The sequence below is a fragment of the Flavobacterium haoranii genome, assembly GCF_009363055.1.
Classification (GTDB): domain Bacteria; phylum Bacteroidota; class Bacteroidia; order Flavobacteriales; family Flavobacteriaceae; genus Flavobacterium; species Flavobacterium haoranii.
Genome location: NZ_CP045292.1, coordinates 1,112,873 through 1,132,632 on the forward strand (window position 1 = coordinate 1,112,873; position 19,760 = coordinate 1,132,632).

At 30.8% G+C, this 19,760-nt stretch carries 17 protein-coding genes and 2 pseudogenes; 9 read left to right on the top strand and 10 right to left on the bottom strand.

What is annotated here, in order from left to right:
- The first annotated feature begins 40 nt into the window (after nucleotides 1–40).
- From GCU34_RS05465 to GCU34_RS05495, 7 genes and pseudogenes are all read left to right on the top strand, one after another.
- Nucleotides 41–1,813 carry an AMP-dependent synthetase/ligase gene (locus GCU34_RS05465; RefSeq protein ID WP_072785691.1) on the top strand — a complete coding sequence of 591 codons (1,773 nt, stop codon included), beginning with the start codon at nucleotides 41–43 and terminating at the stop codon, nucleotides 1,811–1,813.
- A 132-nt stretch (nucleotides 1,814–1,945) separates the two neighbouring features.
- Nucleotides 1,946–3,730 (top strand): AMP-dependent synthetase/ligase, encoded by a 1,785-nt coding sequence (locus GCU34_RS05470; protein WP_072785693.1) that lies wholly within the window; start codon nucleotides 1,946–1,948, stop codon nucleotides 3,728–3,730.
- Nucleotides 3,731–3,845: 115 nt separating this feature from the next.
- Entirely contained in the window at nucleotides 3,846–4,604 is a 759-nt protein-coding gene (locus tag GCU34_RS05475) for a DUF4382 domain-containing protein (RefSeq protein WP_072785695.1), read from the top strand.
- Between the two features lie 87 nt (nucleotides 4,605–4,691).
- On the top strand, nucleotides 4,692–5,147 hold the full coding sequence (locus tag GCU34_RS05480; protein WP_072785697.1) for a MarR family winged helix-turn-helix transcriptional regulator: 456 nt from the start codon (nucleotides 4,692–4,694) through the stop codon (nucleotides 5,145–5,147).
- 14 nt (nucleotides 5,148–5,161) lie between these two features.
- Nucleotides 5,162–7,551, top strand: a pseudogene (locus tag GCU34_RS05485) (3-hydroxyacyl-CoA dehydrogenase NAD-binding domain-containing protein).
- Nucleotides 7,552–7,555: 4 nt separating this feature from the next.
- Nucleotides 7,556–8,740 (top strand): acetyl-CoA C-acyltransferase, encoded by a 1,185-nt coding sequence (locus GCU34_RS05490; protein ID WP_072785701.1) that lies wholly within the window; start codon nucleotides 7,556–7,558, stop codon nucleotides 8,738–8,740.
- A gap of 108 nt (nucleotides 8,741–8,848) precedes the next feature.
- Nucleotides 8,849–10,639 (top strand): acyl-CoA dehydrogenase family protein, encoded by a 1,791-nt coding sequence (locus GCU34_RS05495; RefSeq protein WP_072785702.1) that lies wholly within the window; start codon nucleotides 8,849–8,851, stop codon nucleotides 10,637–10,639.
- Between the two features lie 68 nt (nucleotides 10,640–10,707).
- Here GCU34_RS05495 and GCU34_RS13870 read toward each other — a convergent pair whose 3' ends face one another.
- Both GCU34_RS13870 and GCU34_RS13875 read right to left on the bottom strand, forming a co-directional pair.
- The gene (locus tag GCU34_RS13870; protein ID WP_227658742.1) at nucleotides 10,708–11,358 is read right to left on the bottom strand and encodes a hypothetical protein; all 651 of its coding nucleotides are present in this window, start codon (nucleotides 11,356–11,358) and stop codon (nucleotides 10,708–10,710) included.
- A gap of 364 nt (nucleotides 11,359–11,722) precedes the next feature.
- Nucleotides 11,723–11,923, bottom strand: coding sequence for a hypothetical protein (locus GCU34_RS13875; protein ID WP_227658743.1), 201 nt, complete (start codon nucleotides 11,921–11,923; stop codon nucleotides 11,723–11,725).
- A 93-nt stretch (nucleotides 11,924–12,016) separates the two neighbouring features.
- On the opposite strand from GCU34_RS13875, the gene GCU34_RS05505 reads away from it, so the two are divergent.
- Nucleotides 12,017–13,213: an LETM1-related biofilm-associated protein gene (locus GCU34_RS05505; protein ID WP_072785704.1), complete on the top strand. Its 1,197-nt coding sequence runs from the start codon at nucleotides 12,017–12,019 to the stop codon at nucleotides 13,211–13,213.
- Here GCU34_RS05505 and can read toward each other — a convergent pair whose 3' ends face one another.
- Genes can through GCU34_RS05525 form a run of 4 tightly spaced genes read right to left on the bottom strand, consistent with a single transcriptional unit; the run spans nucleotide 13,214 to nucleotide 16,334 of the window.
- The gene (can, locus tag GCU34_RS05510; protein WP_072785705.1) at nucleotides 13,214–13,852 is read right to left on the bottom strand and encodes a carbonate dehydratase; all 639 of its coding nucleotides are present in this window, start codon (nucleotides 13,850–13,852) and stop codon (nucleotides 13,214–13,216) included. It lies immediately after the preceding gene.
- Nucleotides 13,853–13,865: 13 nt separating this feature from the next.
- Nucleotides 13,866–15,446 (bottom strand): SulP family inorganic anion transporter, encoded by a 1,581-nt coding sequence (locus tag GCU34_RS05515; protein ID WP_072785707.1) that lies wholly within the window; start codon nucleotides 15,444–15,446, stop codon nucleotides 13,866–13,868.
- Between the two features lie 42 nt (nucleotides 15,447–15,488).
- The gene (locus GCU34_RS05520; RefSeq protein WP_143146241.1) at nucleotides 15,489–15,806 is read right to left on the bottom strand and encodes a hypothetical protein; all 318 of its coding nucleotides are present in this window, start codon (nucleotides 15,804–15,806) and stop codon (nucleotides 15,489–15,491) included.
- 48 nt (nucleotides 15,807–15,854) lie between these two features.
- On the bottom strand, nucleotides 15,855–16,334 hold the full coding sequence (locus tag GCU34_RS05525) for a Dps family protein (protein WP_072785711.1): 480 nt from the start codon (nucleotides 16,332–16,334) through the stop codon (nucleotides 15,855–15,857).
- 137 nt (nucleotides 16,335–16,471) lie between these two features.
- Between GCU34_RS05525 and GCU34_RS05530 the strand changes: the two are divergent.
- A pseudogene (locus GCU34_RS05530) lies at nucleotides 16,472–17,402 on the top strand (LysR substrate-binding domain-containing protein).
- Nucleotides 17,403–17,434: 32 nt separating this feature from the next.
- Here the strand turns inward: GCU34_RS05530 and GCU34_RS13880 are convergent.
- From GCU34_RS13880 to GCU34_RS05550, 4 genes are all read right to left on the bottom strand, one after another.
- On the bottom strand, nucleotides 17,435–17,629 hold the full coding sequence (locus tag GCU34_RS13880) for a hypothetical protein (protein ID WP_072785715.1): 195 nt from the start codon (nucleotides 17,627–17,629) through the stop codon (nucleotides 17,435–17,437).
- 101 nt (nucleotides 17,630–17,730) lie between these two features.
- The gene (gene mnmD / locus GCU34_RS05540) at nucleotides 17,731–18,390 is read right to left on the bottom strand and encodes a tRNA (5-methylaminomethyl-2-thiouridine)(34)-methyltransferase MnmD (protein ID WP_072785717.1); all 660 of its coding nucleotides are present in this window, start codon (nucleotides 18,388–18,390) and stop codon (nucleotides 17,731–17,733) included.
- Between the two features lie 181 nt (nucleotides 18,391–18,571).
- Entirely contained in the window at nucleotides 18,572–19,033 is a 462-nt protein-coding gene (locus GCU34_RS05545) for a hypothetical protein (protein ID WP_072785719.1), read from the bottom strand.
- Nucleotides 19,033–19,536 (bottom strand): DUF4920 domain-containing protein, encoded by a 504-nt coding sequence (locus GCU34_RS05550; protein WP_072785721.1) that lies wholly within the window; start codon nucleotides 19,534–19,536, stop codon nucleotides 19,033–19,035. The genes GCU34_RS05545 and GCU34_RS05550 overlap by 1 nt, the downstream gene beginning before the upstream one ends.
- Nucleotides 19,537–19,760: the final 224 nt, after the last annotated feature.

Sequence of the window (19,760 nt, forward strand, 5' to 3'; positions counted from 1 at the left end):
TAAAAATTCCTTAATTTGCAGGCACTAATTTTCTGAAAAAATGAATAAAATTACTAGGATTTTTGATTTTCCTTACTATCAATTAGAAAACTACAATCTTAAAGATGCTTTTGTTTCCAAAGTAGATGGAATTTGGGTAAAAACATCAACATCAGAATATATAGAAAAAGCAAATGCTATTTCAAAAGCATTATTACATCTTGGATTAAAAAAAGGAAGCAAAATTGCCCTAATTTCTTCTAATAATAGAACAGAATGGAACATTATGGATATCGGAATTTCTCAAATTGGTGCTGTTTCTATTCCAATTTATCCAACAGTTTCTGCTGAAGAATTTGATTATATTTTTAACCATTCTGAAGCCGAACTTTGTATTCTTTCAGATGAAATTTTATTCGAAAAAATTAATGCAATTAGAAGTCAACTTCCTTTTGTAAAAGAAATTTATTCTTTTGATGTTGTTAAAGGTTGTAAAAATTGGAACGAATTATTAGAATTAGGAAACTCTTTAAATAATTTAGACCAAGTTGAAGAAGCAAAAAATAAGGTTGACACAAAAGATTTGGTAACCATTATTTACACTTCAGGAACAACAGGAAAACCAAAAGGTGTAATGCTTTCTCATGAAAACTTAGTAAGTGATACATTGGGTTCGTTTAAAAGAGTTCCACTTAAATTTGGTGATAGTAGAGCAATGAGCTTCTTGCCTATTTGCCACGTTTTCGAAAGAGTATTAACTTACATCTATCAATATTCAGGAATTTCAATTTATTATGCCGAGTCTATCGATAAAATTGCCGAGAATATTAAAGAAGTAAAGCCAAATGTAATGACCGTTGTACCAAGACTTTTAGAAAAAGTTTACGATAAAATTATAGAAAGAGGTTCTGAACTTTCAGGAATAAAAAGAGCACTTTTCTTTTGGTCAGTTAAAATTGGTGAACAATATCAACCTTATGGTGCTAATGGTTGGTTTTATAGTTTAAAATTAGCAATTGCAAACAAATTAGTTTTAAGCAAATGGAAAGAAGGTCTTGGTGGAAATCTTGAAATTATTGTTTCCGGAAGTGCTCCTTTACAACACCGATTAATAAAAATATTTACAGCGAGTAAAATTACAGTTATGGAAGGTTACGGTTTAACTGAAACTTCACCTGTAATAGCTGTTAACGACATGAGAAATGGCGGATTCAAAATAGGAACTGTTGGTAAACCTTTAGATAATATTGAAGTTAAAATAGCTGAAGATGGTGAAATTCTTTGTAAAGGACCAATTGTAATGATGGGCTATTATAAAGATGAAGAAAAAACAGCAAGTATTATTAAAGATGGCTTTTTTCATACAGAAGATATTGGCGAACTAGATGCTGAAGGCTTTTTAAAAATTACAGATCGTAAAAAGGAAATGTTCAAAACATCGGGTGGCAAATATGTGGCACCTCAAGTCTTAGAAAACGACTTTAAACAATCGCGTTTTATAGAACAAATTATGGTAATTGGTGAAGGTCAAAAAATGCCAGCCGCTTTTATTCAGTTAGATTTTCAATTTGTAAAACAATGGGCAGAAAAAAAGCATTTAAACATTGGAAATACAAACGAAGAAATAATTAATAATCCTCAAGTTAGAGAACGTGTTCAACATGTTTTAGATTCTATTAATCCGAAATTTGGAAAATGGGAACAAATAAAAAGATTTGAATTAACTCCTGAAGTCTGGTCAATTGAAGGCGGCGAACTAACTCCTACTTTAAAAGTAAAAAGAAAACAGATATTAAGTAAGTATAAAGACTTGTACGATAAGATTTACAATTAGAACATTTTAACATATTTTGAAAAAATATTAATATAAGTTCTGCAAATAATGTTAATATTTTTTATCATCTATAAAAAAATTTGGGTTTAAAATACAAATTCACTAATTTGCTACTCTTAATTATAAAAAATAATGAACGAAATTACGCGCTTATTTGATTTTCCTTATTACCAATTGCAAAAATATAACTTAGATGCTGCTTTGGTAACTAAATATAATGGAAAATGGGTAAAAACTTCAACCCAAAAATACATCGATGAATCTAATAAACTTTCAAGAGCTTTATTAAGATTAGGAGTCGAAAAAAACCAAAAAATTGCCATAATTTCTTCTACCAACAGAACAGAATGGCACATGTGCGATATTGGTATTCTTCAAATTGGAGCACAAACAGTTCCTATTTACCCAACAATCGCTGCAGATGATTATGAATATATTTTAAATCACTCAGAATCTAGCTATTGCTTTATTTCTGATGCAGAAGTGTTTGAAAAAATAAATTCTATAAAACACAAAGTTCCTTCATTAAAAGAAATTTATTCTTACGATGAAATTAATGGTTGTAAAAACTGGAATAAAGTTCTTAGTCTTGGTGAAGATCAATCGAACCAAAATGAAGTAGAAAATAGAAAGGATAGTATTGTAACTACTGATTTAGCTACAATTATTTATACATCTGGAACTACAGGAAGACCAAAAGGTGTTATGTTAACTCATGAAAATATCGTTTCTGATGTTTTGATGAGTGCACCACGCGTTCCATTTGAACCAGGCGCTTATAAAGCATTAAGTTTCTTGCCTATTTGTCATATTTTCGAAAGAATGATTACTTATTTGTATCAGTATCTCGGTGTATCAATATATTTTGCTGAAAGTATTGAAAAAATATCAGACAATTTAAAAGAAGTGCATCCAAATGTAATGACAGTTGTACCACGTCTTTTAGAAAAAGTTTATGATAAAATTTATGCTAAAGGTGCCGAGTTAACCGGAATTAAAAAGAAACTTTTCTTTTGGGCTACAGGTTTAGGAATTCAATACAAACCTTATGAAGAAAATGGTTGGTGGTATGAATTTCAATTAAAAATTGCACGTAAATTAATTTTCTCTAAATGGCAAGAAGCTCTTGGTGGAGAATTAAAATTACTTGTTTCGGGTAGTGCTGCATTACAACCAAGATTAACAAAAGTCTTTACAGCTGCCGGAATTCCCGTTATGGAAGGTTATGGTTTAACTGAAACTTCTCCTGTTATTTCGGTAAATGATATGCGAAATAGAGGTTTCAAAGTTGGAAGTGTTGGTAAAGTTTTAAACGGAGTTGAAGTTAAAATTGCAGAAGACGGCGAAATTCTTTGTAAAGGACCAAATGTAATGATTGGTTATTATAAAGATGAGGAAAAAACCAATGAAGTTTTACAAAATGGATATTTTCACACTGGTGATATTGGAGAAATCGACGCTGAAGGTTTCTTAAAAATTACCGATCGTAAAAAAGAAATGTTCAAAACTTCTGGTGGTAAATATGTAGCACCTCAGTTATTAGAAAATACATTTAAACAGTCTCGTTTTATAGAACAAATTATGGTTATTGGTGAAGGCGAAAAAATGCCTGCTGCTTTTATACAACCAAGTTTTGAGTTTGTTCAAGAATGGGCTTCAAGACATGGTAAATCAAACATTGGTACAACAAACGAAGAAATTTGTAAAAACGAAGAAGTTATTCAAAGAATTCAAGAAGAAGTAGATCACTACAATGAAAAGTTTGGTAATTGGGAAAAAGTTAAAAAGTTCGAATTAACTCCCGATGTTTGGGGAATCGATTCTGGACATTTAACGCCAACCATGAAACTGAAAAGAAAAATTATTCTTGAAAAATATAAAAATCTATACGAAAAGATTTACGGAAGTCAAGAATAAAAAAGAATAACTTTTTTATAGTATAACAATTGTATAAATGTTAACTAAAATCATGTAACACATTTTTTTAAGCAATTACTGAAATTTGTACCATTAACATTAAAAACAATTTGCTATGAAAAAGTTATTTTTATTTTTAGGTTTAATCTCACTAGGTCTAGTATCATGTAACGATGATTCAAATTCAGATCAATCTTACACTTACAAAGTTAGCATGACAGATGCTCCTGCTCCTTATGATGCAGTTTTTGTTGATGTTCAAGGTGTAGAAGTAATTACTTCTGATGGATCTAGTTTTGCTTTAGAAACTGAAGCTAATATTTATAATTTATTAGAATTGTCGAATGGTTATAGTATTCAAATTGCATCAGATATTATTACCGAAGCTAATGTTTCTCAAGTGCGTTTAATTTTAGGACCTAATAATTCAATTGTAGTAGACGGACAAACTTACCCTTTAAGCACTCCAAGTGCGGAACAATCGGGATTAAAACTAAATGTTCACCAACAATTATTAGCTAATGTAGACAATACATTATTAATTGATTTTGATGCACACCAGTCTATTGTTGAACAAGGAAATGGAAGTTATAGTTTAAAACCCGTTTTAAGAGTTGTCGATGTTCAAGTAACAGGAACAATTAGTGGATCAATCTCAATTTTAGGAGTTAATGCTACAATTACAGCGATTTCATCTACAGGCGAAGAATTTACAACAATTACTAATGAAGAAGGTGCATTTCAATTATCTGGATTACAATCAGGGACTTACACACTAATTATTACACCCGAAACTCCTTACCTACCATTAACAATAGATAATGTTATCGTTCAAACCGGATTAACAACCGATTTAGGAGTCCAAGTGTTATAATAATATTAAAAAAAATAAAATAATTTATAAAATACTATGCATGCATAGTATTTTTTTTATATTTGAAAACGTTTTAGTTAATTATTCATGAAAGATAAAACAATAGATTATGCTTTAAGAGCAACTTGGCAAGCTGTTTCAAGAATGTATAACGAAGAAGCAACCAAATATGGTGCTACAATGGCTACAGGTTTTGCTCTTTTAAGTATCGATAAAGAAGATGGAACACCTTCTACTACTTTAGGACCTAGAATGGGAATGGAACCTACAAGTCTTACCAGAACTTTAAAATCAATGGAAGAGAAAGGTTTAATTACCAGAAAAAAAAATCCAGAAGATGGTAGAGGCGTTTTAATTTATTTAACCAAAGAGGGTAAAGAAAAAAGGGAATTATCCAAAGCAACAGTTTTAAGATTTAACGACACTATAAAAAATAATATCAGTGAAGAAAAAATAAATCATTTTATGGAAGTTATAGAACTGATTAATGAAATGATTTCCGATAAAAAAATTTTTACTAACGAACTAGAAACTAAAATATAATATAACCATTAAGTATGAAACGTAATATTAAAAAAGTTGCTGTTATTGGTTCTGGAATTATGGGAAGTGGCATAGCTTGTCACTTTGCCAATATTGGTGTCGAAGTTTTACTTTTAGACATCGCTCCAAGAGAATTAACAGAAGCTGAACAAAAAAGGGTTTAACCCTTGAAAGCAAAGCGGTTAGAAACAGAATTGTTAACGAACACTTAGCTAATGCTTTAAAATCTAAACCTTCTCCTATTTATCATCAAAGTTTTGCTAGCAGAATTACCACTGGTAATACTACTGACGATATGGCAAAAATCGCTGATGTAGATTGGATTATCGAGGTGGTTGTAGAACGTTTAGATATTAAAAAAACGGTTTTTGAACAAGTTGAAAAATATAGAAAACCTGGAACATTAATTACTTCTAATACTTCAGGTATTCCAATTCAGTTTATGAGTGAAGGAAGAAGCGAAGATTTCCAACAACATTTTTGTGGAACGCACTTCTTTAACCCAGCGCGTTACTTAAAATTATTCGAAATTATTCCTGGTCCCAAAACTTCACAAGAAGTTTTGGATTTCTTAAATGGTTATGGCGAAAAATTCTTAGGAAAAACTTCAGTTGTAGCAAAAGATACTCCTGCTTTTATTGGTAACCGTATTGGTATTTTCGGAATTATGAGTTTATTCCACCAAGTAAAAGAAATGGGATTAACTATTGAAGAAGTTGATAAATTAACGGGACCTGTAATTGGTCGTCCAAAATCGGCTACTTTTAGAACCGTTGATGTTGTTGGTTTAGATACATTAGTTCACGTGGCTAACGGTATTTATGATAACTGTCCTAACGACGAAGCGCACGAATTGTTCAAACTTCCAGGTTTCATCAATACTATGATGGAAAACAAATGGTTAGGAAGCAAAACAGGCCAAGGTTTTTATAAAAAAGAAGGAAAAGACATTTTATCATTAGATTTAGATACTTTAGAATATCGTGCTAATAAGAAAGCTTCTTTCGCTACTTTAGAATTAACAAAAACTATTGATAAACCAATTAATAGATTTAAAGTATTAGTTGGTGGAAAAGATAAAGCCGGAGAATTTTATCGTAAAAATTTCTCAGCAATGTTCGCTTACTGTTCAAACAGAATTCCTGAAATTACAGATGCATTTTACAAAATTGACGACGCTATGAAAGCTGGTTTCGGTTGGGAAAATGGTCCATTCGAAATTTGGGATGCTGTTGGTGTAGAAAAAGGTATAGAATTAATGAAAGCTGAAGGTTATGAGCCAGCTGCTTGGGTTACTGAAATGTTAGCTTCTGGCACTAAATCTTTTTATTCAGTAAAAGATGGTGCAACGTACTTCTACTCTATTCCTTCTAAATCTGCTGAAAAAATTCCTGGACAAGACGCCTTTATCATCTTAAATAATATTCGCGAAAGCAAAAAAGTTTGGAACAACAACGAATCTATAATTACTGATTTAGGCGATGGTGTTTTAAATTTAGAATTTACTTCTAAAATGAATTCTATTGGTGCTGGTGTACTTCAAGGAATCAATAAAGCTGTCGATATGGCTGAAAAAGGCTATAACGGATTAGTTATTGGAAACCAAGATGCAAACTTCTCAGTTGGTGCCAACTTAGGAATGATTTTTATGTTAGCTGTTGAACAAGAATACGATGAAATGAACATGGCTATCAAAATGTTCCAAGACACTATGATGCGTTGTCGTTATTCAGCTATTCCTGTTATTGCTGCTCCACACGGAATGACTCTTGGTGGTGGTTGTGAATTAACAATGCATGCCGACAGAGCTGTAGCTGCTGCAGAAACTTATATCGGATTAGTAGAATTTGGTGTTGGTTTAATACCAGGTGGTGGTGGTTCTAAAGAAATGGCATTACGTGCTGCTGATACTTTCCGTAAAAATGACGTTGAGTTAAATGTTTTACAAGAGTACTTCTTAACTGTTGGTATGGCAAAAGTTGCTACTTCTGCATACGAAGGTTTCGATACTGGAGTTTTACAAAAAGGTAGAGATATTGTTGTAGTAAATAAAGAACGCCAAATTGCAACTGCAAAACAAGTAGCATTACAAATGGCAGAACAAGGATATACACAACCTGCAAAAAGAAAAGATATTAAAGTGCTAGGAAAACAAGCTTTAGGTATGTTCTTAGTAGGAACAGATAGTATGGAAGCTGGTAAATATATCTCAGAACATGATAAGAAAATTGCTAATAAACTAGCTTATGTTATGGCCGGTGGTGATTTATCTGAACCAACATTAGTAAACGAACAATACTTATTAGATCTAGAAAGAGAAGCTTTCTTAAGTTTAACTACAGAACGTAAAACTCTAGAGAGAATTCAACACATGTTAACTAAAGGAAAACCATTAAGAAACTAAAAACATGAAAACAGCATATATAGTAAAAGCATATCGAACAGCGGTTGGAAAAGCACCAAAAGGTGTATTCCGATTTAAAAGACCTGATGAACTAGCTGCAGAAACTATCGAACATATGATGAGTGAATTGCCAAATTTTGACAAAACACGAATCGATGATGTTATGGTTGGTAATGCTATGCCCGAAGCAGAACAAGGATTAAATGTAGGTCGTTTAATATCATTAATGGGATTAAAAATTGACGATGTTCCTGGTGTAACGGTAAACAGATATTGTGCATCAGGTTCGGAAACTATCGCAATGGCAACTGCAAAGATTCAAGCTGGAATGGCAGATTGTATTATTGCTGGTGGTGCAGAAAGCATGAGTTATATTCCAATGGGTGGATACAAACCAACTCCAGATTATAAAGTTGCTGCACAAGGTCACGAAGACTACTATTGGGGAATGGGATTAACTGCAGAAGCTGTAGCAAAACAATTCAATGTTTCTCGTGAAGATCAAGATGAATTTGCTTACAATTCGCACATGAAAGCTTTAAAAGCTCAAGCTGAAGGGAAATTCGACAAACAAATTGTTCCCATTACAGTTGAAAATACTTTCGTAAACGAAAACGGAAAAAAAGAAACTACTTCATATACAGTTACTAAAGATGAAGGTCCAAGAGCTGGAACTTCTGTACAAGCATTATCTGGATTAAGACCAGTATTTGCTGCTGATGGTAGTGTAACCGCTGGTAACTCTTCTCAAATGAGTGATGGCGCTGCATTTGTATTGGTTATGAGTGAGGAAATGGTTAAAGAGTTAAACCTTGAACCTATTGCTCGTTTAGTGAATTACGCTGCAGCAGGTGTTGAACCAAGAATTATGGGTATTGGACCAGTAAAAGCGATTCCAAAAGCATTAAAACAAGCGGGTTTAAAACAATCAGATATTGAGCTAATTGAATTAAACGAGGCGTTTGCTTCACAATCATTAGCTGTAATTCGCGAATTAGATCTAAATCCAGAAATTATTAATGTTAATGGAGGTGCAATTGCACTAGGTCATCCTCTTGGATGTACAGGAGCGAAATTAGCAGTCCAATTATTTGATGAAATGCGTTTACGTAATAATAAATATGGAATGGTAACGATGTGTGTGGGTACTGGACAAGGTGCTGCAGCCATTTATGAATTCTTAAAATAAGATTACAGAACAAAGAAAATAGAATATAGACTAACCGAAAATGAAAATACTGAATCTTGAAAATTCTTTTTTCTATTCTCTATTTTCTTTTCTCAAAAAATTAAAACTATGGCAGATATATTAAGAGGAGGTCAATTCCTTGTAAAAGAAACAAAATGTGAAGATGTTTTCACACCAGAAGATTTTTCTGAAGAGCAAATTATGATGCGTGATTCAGTTATCGAATTCGTAGACAAAGAATTATGGCCAAATAAAGAGCGTTTCGAGAAAAAAGATTATGCACTTACAGAAGAAGTAATGCGTAAAGCTGGTGAATTAGGTTATTTAAGTGTTGCCGTTCCTGAAGCTTACGGCGGAATGGAAATGGGCTTCATCAATACCGTTTTAGTATGTGATTACATTTCAGGAGCAACTGGTTCATTTTCAACTGCTTTTGGTGCACATACTGGAATTGGAACCATGCCAATTACATTATACGGAACTGAAGAACAAAAACAAAAATATGTACCAAAATTAGCTTCAGGAGAATGGTTTGGTGCTTACTGTTTAACAGAACCAGGTGCTGGATCTGATGCAAATTCAGGAAAAACTAAAGCTGTTTTGTCAGAAGACGGAACACACTACAAAATTACTGGTGGTAAAATGTGGATTTCTAATGCTGGTTTCTGTAATTTATTTATTGTTTTTGCTCGTATTGAAGATGATAAAAATATTACAGGTTTCATCGTAGAAAATGATCCATCAAACGGAATTTCTTTAGGCGATGAAGAACATAAATTAGGTATTCGTTCTTCTTCAACTCGTCAAGTTTTCTTTAACGATACAAAAGTACCTGTAGAAAATATGTTAGCAAGTCGTGGCGAAGGATTCAAAATCGCAATGAATGCTTTAAACGTAGGACGTATTAAATTAGCCGCAGCTTGTTTAGAAGCGCAAAGAAGAACAATTTCTACTGCAGTTAATTATGCTAATGAAAGAGTTCAATTTAAAACTCCTATTTCAAGTTTTGGAGCTATCCAATCTAAATTAGCTGAAATGGCAATGAATGCTTATGCTGGTGAAAGTGCTACATATAGAGCTGCTGCAGATATTGAAAAAAGAATTAACATTCGTGTTGAAGAAGGAAATACACACCAAGAAGCAGAATTAAAAGGTGTTGAAGAATTTGCAATTGAATGTTCTATCTTAAAAGTTGCTGTTTCTGAAGATGTTCAAAATTGTACAGATGAAGGAATACAAATTTTTGGTGGAATGGGATTCTCTGAAGATGCACCAATGGAAAGTGCGTGGAGAGATGCTCGTATTGCTCGTATTTACGAAGGTACAAACGAAATTAACCGTATGCTTTCTGTAGGTATGTTAATCAAAAAAGCGATGAAAGGTCATGTTGATTTATTAGGTCCAGCTATGGCTGTTGCTGAAGAATTAATGGGTATTCCTTCATTTGATGTACCAGATTACACTGAATTATTTGCCGAAGAAAAAGAAATGATTACTAAATTGAAAAAAGCATTCTTAATGGTTTCTGGTGCAGCTGTTCAAAAATTTGGACCCGATTTAGACAAACACCAACAATTATTAATGGCTGCTGCCGATATGTTAATCGAGATTTATATGGCAGAAAGTACACTTTTACGTACTGAAAAATTGGCTAAAAAAGTTGGTGAAGCTAATGCTCAAGAACAAATTGCAATGGCGCAATTGTATTTATACCATGCGGTAGATACTATTAGCCAAAAAGGAAAAGAAGGAATTGTTTCTTTTGCTGAAGGCGACGAACAACGTATGATGTTAATGGGATTACGTCGTTTTACTAAATATGTAAACATGCCAAATGTTGTGGCATTAAGAGATAAAATTGCTGCTAAATTAATTGCAGAAAACAAATATTGCTTTTAATAACGGAAGCAAGTTTTTGGTTTAGTTTGTTTAATAAAAAGACTGTTTTTTCAAACAGTCTTTTTTATTTATTGTACGTTATCGTCGTTTTCTAATTCGTCAAACTTTACCTTATTTTCATCTGGTTCTTGCTTGTTAAAAATAAGTCCAATCATCATTATTAAAGCCGAAATTACAATTACTTGAATAATAAGTGCTTTATTTACCAAAGGAATTTTACTTTCTAATGGAATACTTAAAAATAATAAAATCGTAATTAAACCTCTTGGTGCTATAAATAATAATGGCATTAATTTTACTTTAAAAAGCTTTAATTGAGCTGCTCTTACAAGATATATCAAAATAATAATTCCTACGGCTAATTCAAGCGTATGCGGATTTAATACATCTTCCGTTTTCATTAAAAAACCAAATAACAAGAAAAATAACGAACGAACTAAAAAAGCGGCCTCAATAATAAGTTCTTTAAATTTACCAACTTCTTTATCAAGCATTCTGGGTTTGAGTTTCTGAATGATTTTAAAGCGTTCTAATTCATCAAAATTACCCATGAAAAGTCCAAACAACATAATAAAAATTAAAGCTGGTAAATGGTAAATTTCTGATATTGCAAAAATTAAAATAATGAAAAGAATAATGGGAATAAACTTTACATGATGATCAATTCTACTTAATAAAAATGCTAAAAATGCTGTCGCAATAAAAGATATAACAAGCATAATTAAAATTTGTAGCGCGAAATGTCCGACAGTTTCAATTGAAATAACGGCATTTAAAGCAAGGAAATTAAAAAATAAAACTCCAATAATATCAGACAAACTCGATTCGTAAATGGCAAATTCTTTATTAAATACATTTAAATTACCAACGCTAGAAATTGCAATAGCACTACTTATTATACATAAAGGAATCGCATTAATTAATCCATTTTTATAAGTCGAATCTAAAAAAAATAGAAAAAATGCCCTATTGCAAAAGCTGTAATAACTAAAGGAACAATTGCCGTTACAAAAGTTTTCCCTACAAAAGGCAATTTTCGCTTATTTAAATCTAGTTCAAGTGAACCTTCTAATACAATTAAAACTAAACCAATAGTTCCAAAAATGGTAGTAATGGATTTAAGTCTGGTACTAAAATATGTAAAACTTCAGTAGATTGCCTAACAACCCAACCTAATAATAGCAATAAAATCACCGAAGGAATTTTTGTCTTTGATGAAGTTACTGTAAAAAAATAAGCTAATAGTAATAACACACAAATAGTGCTTATAATAGCAAAGTTCATAGTTTGTCTTTTTAGGCAAGATAAAAATAGTTTCGCAAATTTAACATGGATAGTTGAAGTTTTTTTTAAATTTGTTTCAACATTTAGATAAACATGATAAACCCATCTATAAACGGCTGGATTGATAAATTTTTTATTGAGAACAAAGATAATTTCATTGATTTCAATAAAGATTATAAAGCCTATTATGAGCAATTAAGAACCTCTGGGTTTATCTATGGTCATATTGTAAGTATTCCTTTAAAAGAAGAAATTTCTTTAACTGAATATTCTCAAGATGAAATTACTAAAATAGCACTGCTCAATGCTTTATACAATGTTTATTGCATAACTGAAGAGGATACAAATGAAGCTAATTTTATTATTGCGGTTAAAGATTTTTACAAGATTATTCAGCATGAAAATTATAAATTTTTAAAGAACTTATTACCTGAAGGAAACATTGCAGGAAAAGTTGAAGCTATTATCAACAATAGAATTCAAACTAATGCTAATTTCATTAGTAAAAACTTTACGCACATTATTACAAATGCACTTCTGTTTATAGATGTTTTAGCATTTCATTACTATTTAATTCACAAAACCATTTCTTCAAAATACATAAAAGATTTAGAAATGTGTTGTATTCAAATAGTTACATTAGCATTTCAAGTAAAAGAAAACAAAAGCAAATACGACGAATTACTTATAAAAGTATTTGAAAATTCTTTGCGTTTCAATAAAATTTCAATTTTAGAAAATACCGAAATTGAAGATTTAAAGTTTGAAAACTTCAGCTATTTAATTGAAAAATTGTATCTGTTAGATTTAACAGAAATGGCACTTTGGAGCGATAAAAAATTAGAAGAAAAAGAAGTTGTTTTCTTAAATAACATTTCTAAAAAACTAGATCTACCTCAGGATAATTTAACGGAAAGTTGTGCCAATATTGATCGTTTCATTGAACAATACAAGGACGAAATTCCTTATTTCAATTACTCAAATCCGGTTAAGCATTTTTATGACCAAACCAATAGAACTGTTGCAAAACTTATAACTAGAAATAAAAATAGGTTAATAAAAGAAATTTCTGAAAGTAAAGAATTGATGTTATTATTAGCGCAATCTACAACAAGAGATTTAGATGCTAACGAAAAAAAGAAAGTAAAAAAACAGCTACTTGATATTTGTAAAACCATACCATCGTTAACCATTTTTTTACTTCCAGGCGGAAGCATTTTACTGCCAATTTTAATAAAATATATTCCGCAATTATTACCTTCTGCTTTTAATGAAAACTTAGAAGATTAATTATTTTCCAAAATATAATTGGTACACTTCGTCTAAATCTTCGTTTGAACTAAAATTCACATTTAAATCGGTAACATAGCCCGAATTTAACCCATAAACCCAACCGTGAAGGTGTAATTTTTGTCCGTTTTTCCAAGCAGATTGCACTATTGATGTTTTGGCTAAATCTAGCACTTGTTCTCTAACATTTATTTCAACAAAACGATTAAAACGTTCTTTTTCATTTTCTACAGCATCTAACTCATCTTTATGCAATCTATACACATCTTTTATGTGGCGAATCCAATTATCAATAATTCCAATTGAACTATTTCCCATAGCTGCTTTTACTCCACCACAACCATAATGTCCACAAACAATTACGTGTTGCACTTTTAAAGCATTTACTGCATAATCTAAAACACTCAACATATTCATATCGCTATGTACAACCATATTTGCAATATTTCTGTGTACAAAAACCTCTCCTGGTTCGGCTCCAATAATTTCATTTGCTGGCACTCGGCTATCTGAACAACCAATCCAAAGCAAAGGTGGTTGTTGCCCTTCCGCTAAACGCGCAAAGTAAGTTGGATTAACACTAAGCTTCTCCTCTACCCACTTTTTATTATTTTCAAGTATTTTTTTGTAAAATTCCATGGTGTTTTATAATTTAGTTTGTTGACTGTTTTTTTAATTTTAAAATTTCTACTATACTTTTTGGATTGTCGAATGTACCTCTTTCTGAGATTAATTGAAAGTGTATATTTTTATTTCTAGCTTGAACAATAAAGTCTTCTAGAATTTCAACCACATCATAATCTAAATACCTTGTTTTTCTGATATCCAATTCTAATTTGATGTTTTGATTTAATTTGAAAAGTTCTTTTTGCACAGAAGCCTTGTTTAAAAATGTAATTTCTTCTGCTAATTGAATTTTCACAACATTACTTCCGTTTCCTTCTTGTTTATTCAAAAACATTGAATTTTGATAGCTTTTTACCAAGATTACTATAATTCCGATAAATAACCCTGTAAAAATTCCCCATAATAAATCTTTTAGAATAATTACAATTACCGTTACTATGAAAGGGACAAACTGTGTCCATCCTAATTGATACATTTTTTTGAATAAAGTGGGTTTTGCCAATTTAAAACCAACAATAATTAAAATAGAAGCTAATACCGACTTTGGAATATGATTTAACAATATAGGAATCGTAACCACAGAAACTAATAATAAAACTCCATGCAAAATAGCCGACATTTTAGTTTTTGCATTTGACTGAACATTTGCCGAACTTCTTACTATTACTTGTGTAATTGGCAAACCTCCTATAAAACCAGATGCTATATTACCAATTCCTTGAGCAAACAATTCTCTGTTTGTAGGCGTTATGTTTTTATCGGGGTCCAATTTATCTGTCGCTTCTACACTCAAAAGTGTTTCTAAACTCGCAACTAATGCTAAAGTAAATGCAATAACAAGTACCTCATTTGTAAAAACTTTACTAAAATCGGGAAAACTTAAAAAATCAACATAATTCGTTAAACTATCAGGAACAGGAACTTGTACTAAATGTTGATTGGCAATAACTAATGTTTCATTTGAACTAAATATAACTTGCAAAATTGTACCTATAACAACAGCAACTAGCGAACCTTGAATGAGCTTAAAAATATGATGCTTTTTAGACAAAATATTGTCCCAAAAAAGAATAATAACCAATCCTAATACTCCTATTACAAAAGAACCTAAAGTAATATTATCTAAAATATGCAGAATAGCCGAAAATGTATTTTCACCAGTTTTTTCAATAAAACTATCGGCTCCTTCTGGTTCGGCATCATAACCAAAAAAATGTGGAATTTGCTTTAAAATAATTATGATCCCTATTCCAGTTAACATTCCTTTTATAACACTATTTGGAAAGAAATAACCAATAACTCCCATTCTAATAATTCCGAACAAAATTTGAATAAATCCCGCTAAAACTACAGCCGAAAGAAATACTTCAAAACTTCCTAATGAACTAATGGCTGAAGCCACAATAGCCGCTAAACCAGCAGCCGGACCACTTACCCCAATTTTTGATTTACTAATGGTTCCTACTACAATACCCCCTATAATACCTGCAATTAACCCCGAAAGTGGAGGTGCATCACTAGCTAAAGCAATACCTAAACACAAAGGTAATGCTACAAAAAATACAACGATACTTGCAGGAATATCGTTTTTTAAATATCTAAACATTTTTTAAAAGAATTTAATTTAAAATTTAATAATCACTAAATTTTAAACTAACTCGGGTGGTGGTAAAAAAATGGTAACTAATATTGAGTTAAAACCTATATTTTTTGTCGAAAAAATTGAAATAGGTTTCTTTATAATAGAAAAATTAAAAACAAGTTGAGAAACTGTAAAAGCAACCATTTTTATTTCGTTAAAACAAGAATGATTTTCTTCCTCTTCGGCCATATTATAAAAATAGGAAACATCAATGGTACTGTCAACAAATTTTACAATTGTTGGCGTTGCCAAAAAAAGAAAAAATAAAAGTAAAACTATTTTTGTTGCCCATTTCATGTAAGCAAATATAGAAATTCTAGACAATTAATTTTGGGTACCAATAAAAAAATCCCTTAAAAGGGATTTTATAATTTATATTTCTTGCTCTAACCAAGCTTTCAACATCCAAATAGTTTTCTCTTGCTCTTTTATGAAGTCACTCATCATAGAATTGGTTCCTTCATCCCCTATTGTACCAGCTGCAATCAATATTTCTCTTTCTATTGGTAATAAATTAATTAACGATTCCACCACTAAACCAACTGCAATTTCATCTTGACTAATATTTTTACCAACTTTTAACTTGTTGTGTTCTATATAATCTTGAAAAGTATGTAACGGAACTCCACCTAAAGTTAAAATACGTTCTGCAATCATATCAATTTTAAGTTGAGAATCATTATACAATTCTTCAAATTTTACGTGTAAATCAAAAAATCTTTTCCCTCTAATATTCCAGTGTAAACCTCTCAAATTTTGGTAATATACTTGAAAATTAGCTAACAATATATTTAAATTATCAATTAATTCGTTTGTTTCTTTTACGGGTAATCCAATTGTGTTTGTTTTCATTTGTATCTATTTTTGGTTGTTTATACAACAGTTATTATTCGATGTCTAAATTTATTAACACGAAATTACATAAACATTGACTTTTATCATTATAAATCAAATTGATTGTTACTATATTTGCATCAAAATAATTTATTATGACTATTACTCAACTTCACTATGTTTTAGCAGTTGCCGAGCATAAAAATTTTACGCTTGCTGCTGAAAAATGTTTTGTTACGCAACCTACTTTGAGCATGCAAATACAAAAACTTGAAGAGGAATTAGATATTTTAATTTTGATAGAAGCAAGAAACCCATTTCATTAACAGATATTGGCGAAAAAATTGTAACGCAAGCCAAAAATATTGTTAACGAAGCTGGAAGAATTAAAGATATTGTCGATCAGCAAAAAGGATATATTGGTGGCGAATTTAGAGTAGGAATAATTCCAACTGTAACGCCTACACTTTTACCGATGTTTTTAAATAATTTCATTAATAAATATCCTAAAGTCAATTTAATTATTGAAGAGTTAACTACCGAAGAAATTATTCTAAAGTTAAAAAATGGTCATTTAGACTGTGCCATTGCAGCAACTCCGCTTGATGAGGTTAATTTAAAAGAAATTGTGTTGTATTATGAGCCTTTTGTCGCTTATTTGAACGAAAATCATGAGGCTTCTTCAAAAAAGAATTAGAAATAAACGATTTAGACTCAGATCATATTTTACTTTTACAAGACGGTCATTGCTTTAGAAATGGAATTTTAAATATCTGTAAGAACAATAAATTTATTTCGGAAAACCATTTCCAAATTGAAAGTGGAAGTTTTGAAACGCTAATAAAATTAGTAGATGAAGGCTTAGGAATAACACTACTGCCCTATTTACACACGCTCGATTTAAATGATAAAAGTAAATCAAAATTGAGACATTTTATAGACCCAAAACCAGCTCGAGAAGTAAGCTTAATTTATCCTAAAAACGAACTAAAAATTCATATTATTGAAGCATTAAGAAGCACCATTAATGGAGTTGTAAGAGGCGCAATTGCTTTTCAAGATGTTGAAATTATTAGTCCAAAATAAAAAAGGAGCTTAAATAGCTCCTTTTATTTTTATTAATTAATATAAATCATACATTGCCTTAATTCAGGTTTTTCTTCTGTAAACTGTAACAACCAATCTCTCAATTGGTCTATTTCATAAGGTAACAGACTTCTTACTGCTTTTTCAAGTTCCTTACAAAATAGTTTGGGGTCAAAACTTACTCTTTCAAGTATAGATTTTGTGTACGAATACATCGATCTTGGCATACTTAACTTAAATCAAAATTGGTTAGACTAAATAAGAACATTATGTAAAAATATAAAAAAAACTTTTACGAAATCGTTTTCGATATATAATATTTTGTTAATTATAATTTGGTAGCTCTCAACATCTCTCTTTTACCAGGCGCACCAGGCAATTTTTCAATTTTAAAGCCTGCTTTCAACATCGCATTTTTAATACTCGTTCTACAAGCATAGGTTACTAAAACTCCTTTTGGTAGTAATGCTTTATACATTTTTTCAAAAATAGCTTCACTCCAAAGTTCGGGTTGTATTGTAAAACCAAAAGCATCAAAATATATTAAATCAAAAGCTGCTTCATCATTGATGTCTTGAAAAAACTGTTGACGTTTCGTGAATTCAAATGTTTCATCAAGCTGCATGTTTTGGTTCCAAGGCATTTTATGCATTGTTTTAAAAACTTCCTTATATTCTAAAGCTTGTAACTGTCCCACATAGTTAAGTTGGACTACTTCATTTTCTTGAATAGGAAAAGCTTCTACTCCAACATACTTTATCTTTAAACCTCGCTTAAGATGTTCTAAATAAGTGATAAAAGCATTTAAACCTGTACCAAAACCAATTTCTAAAATCGCCAATTCATTTGAAAATAAATCGAGTCCGCTTCTTATAAAAACATGATAAGCTTCTTGTATGGCACCATGTTTAGAATGATAACTTTCGTCTAAATCTTCTATATGAATGGTTACCGAACCGTCTTCTGTGGTTATAATTTTTCTATTCATTTACATTTTTTTATCAAAGATACATTTGTATATTTTTTGAAATCGTCAATTTGAGTGAAATTCTTATAGAATTTTGTATCGAAAATACGATTTTAAAAAAGTTCTCGATATTATTTTCTAACGAAAATCACTCGAACTGACTAAAAAAAAAGTTTAAGATTGCTCTTAAACTTTTTACTAATTATTGAATGTATAATTTCTTAATTTTCGGAATAGGTCCGCCGCATTTAACTTCATGACATTTTATACAAGCATCAATTCCGTTATTGAAATGCTCTTTTGCATTTTCAGGATCTTTGTAAATTAATTCCTGAGCTTCAATAAACTTTTTAGCTTGTTCATTAAAAAACTGATCTTTATCGGTTTCATCGGTTAAAACAGCTTCATGAATACGCATAAAATGTTGCGGAAACTTACCAATTGTATCACCTTTTAAGATTCTATCTTTTAATCTTTGATTGTCTACATACATTTGTTCCATTAAAGCCGCCATTTCACTCATTTCATACATATCGAAACCTTCTTCGGTTTTAGTAGAATCTGATGCACAAGCTGCTTTATCTTCAGTTTTGGCTTCTTCTTTCTTACTTTGACAAGAAACTAAAACAAATGCAGTGATTACTAAATATAAAAAATGCTTCATTATTGTTTCGCAATTAAAACACCATCAGCCATGAAAGAGTAAGTAACTTTTGGCTCTACAATACTATCAATTGCTTCTTGAGATTTTCCTTCGTCTTTTGCATAATGTTTTAACTCATCTACACTCACTACACTAACAAAAGCTTTTCCGTTTACCACAACATCTTTATCTTGAGCATTTTTTGGAACGAAAAATCCGTAATCTTTAAACTTAACAAAAGCTTGTTTATCGCCTTCTAAACCAAGTGTCATCCAACAACCTTTCTTTTGACAAACTTCGTTAATTGTAGAATGGAATTTTACATCAACTGTATCGCCTTCTTTTAAGTTATTAAACTTCTCCATCATTTCTGCATTTGATAAAGCGCCGTCAGCCGAAATTAAATCGCCAAAAGTAGCATATTCTACTAATGGTTTTTCTTCTTGAGTTGTTTCTTCAACTTTAACATCTTTACAACTGAATAAGCTAAGTAAAATCGCAACAGCAAATATGTGTTTCTTCATGTCTTTATTTTTTATAGTTCAAATAATTTTGTAAAATTATCTATATCTAGATTACTAAAAAAGAAATTCGCAAAAAAATATCACCAAACTAACTAAATAATTGATTTTTAAGCCAAAATTTTACTATTCTCAGAAAAACTTAAAATAGTTTGATAAAATCTGATTTTAAGTTATAAAAATTATTGTTTTTTTGCTTACTTTTGAAACTCTCAACCCTTTAATGC

Excerpts from the sequence above, each read along its gene's own strand:
- GCU34_RS05465 (WP_072785691.1), top strand. The coding sequence starts at position 41 with ATGAATAAAATTACTAGGATTTTTGATTTTCCTTACTATCAATTAGAA.
- GCU34_RS05470 (WP_072785693.1), top strand. The coding sequence starts at position 1,946 with ATGAACGAAATTACGCGCTTATTTGATTTTCCTTATTACCAATTGCAA.
- GCU34_RS05475 (WP_072785695.1), top strand. The coding sequence starts at position 3,846 with ATGAAAAAGTTATTTTTATTTTTAGGTTTAATCTCACTAGGTCTAGTA.
- GCU34_RS05480 (WP_072785697.1), top strand. The coding sequence starts at position 4,692 with ATGAAAGATAAAACAATAGATTATGCTTTAAGAGCAACTTGGCAAGCT.
- GCU34_RS05490 (WP_072785701.1), top strand. The coding sequence starts at position 7,556 with ATGAAAACAGCATATATAGTAAAAGCATATCGAACAGCGGTTGGAAAA.
- GCU34_RS05495 (WP_072785702.1), top strand. The coding sequence starts at position 8,849 with ATGGCAGATATATTAAGAGGAGGTCAATTCCTTGTAAAAGAAACAAAA.
- GCU34_RS13870 (WP_227658742.1), bottom strand. The coding sequence starts at position 11,358 with ATGCTTGTTATATCTTTTATTGCGACAGCATTTTTAGCATTTTTATTA.
- GCU34_RS13875 (WP_227658743.1), bottom strand. The coding sequence starts at position 11,923 with ATGAACTTTGCTATTATAAGCACTATTTGTGTGTTATTACTATTAGCT.
- GCU34_RS05505 (WP_072785704.1), top strand. The coding sequence starts at position 12,017 with ATGATAAACCCATCTATAAACGGCTGGATTGATAAATTTTTTATTGAG.
- can (WP_072785705.1), bottom strand. The coding sequence starts at position 13,852 with ATGGAATTTTACAAAAAAATACTTGAAAATAATAAAAAGTGGGTAGAG.
- GCU34_RS05515 (WP_072785707.1), bottom strand. The coding sequence starts at position 15,446 with ATGTTTAGATATTTAAAAAACGATATTCCTGCAAGTATCGTTGTATTT.
- GCU34_RS05525 (WP_072785711.1), bottom strand. The coding sequence starts at position 16,334 with ATGAAAACAAACACAATTGGATTACCCGTAAAAGAAACAAACGAATTA.
- GCU34_RS13880 (WP_072785715.1), bottom strand. The coding sequence starts at position 17,629 with ATGCCAAGATCGATGTATTCGTACACAAAATCTATACTTGAAAGAGTA.
- mnmD (WP_072785717.1), bottom strand. The coding sequence starts at position 18,390 with ATGAATAGAAAAATTATAACCACAGAAGACGGTTCGGTAACCATTCAT.
- GCU34_RS05545 (WP_072785719.1), bottom strand. The coding sequence starts at position 19,033 with ATGAAGCATTTTTTATATTTAGTAATCACTGCATTTGTTTTAGTTTCT.
- GCU34_RS05550 (WP_072785721.1), bottom strand. The coding sequence starts at position 19,536 with ATGAAGAAACACATATTTGCTGTTGCGATTTTACTTAGCTTATTCAGT.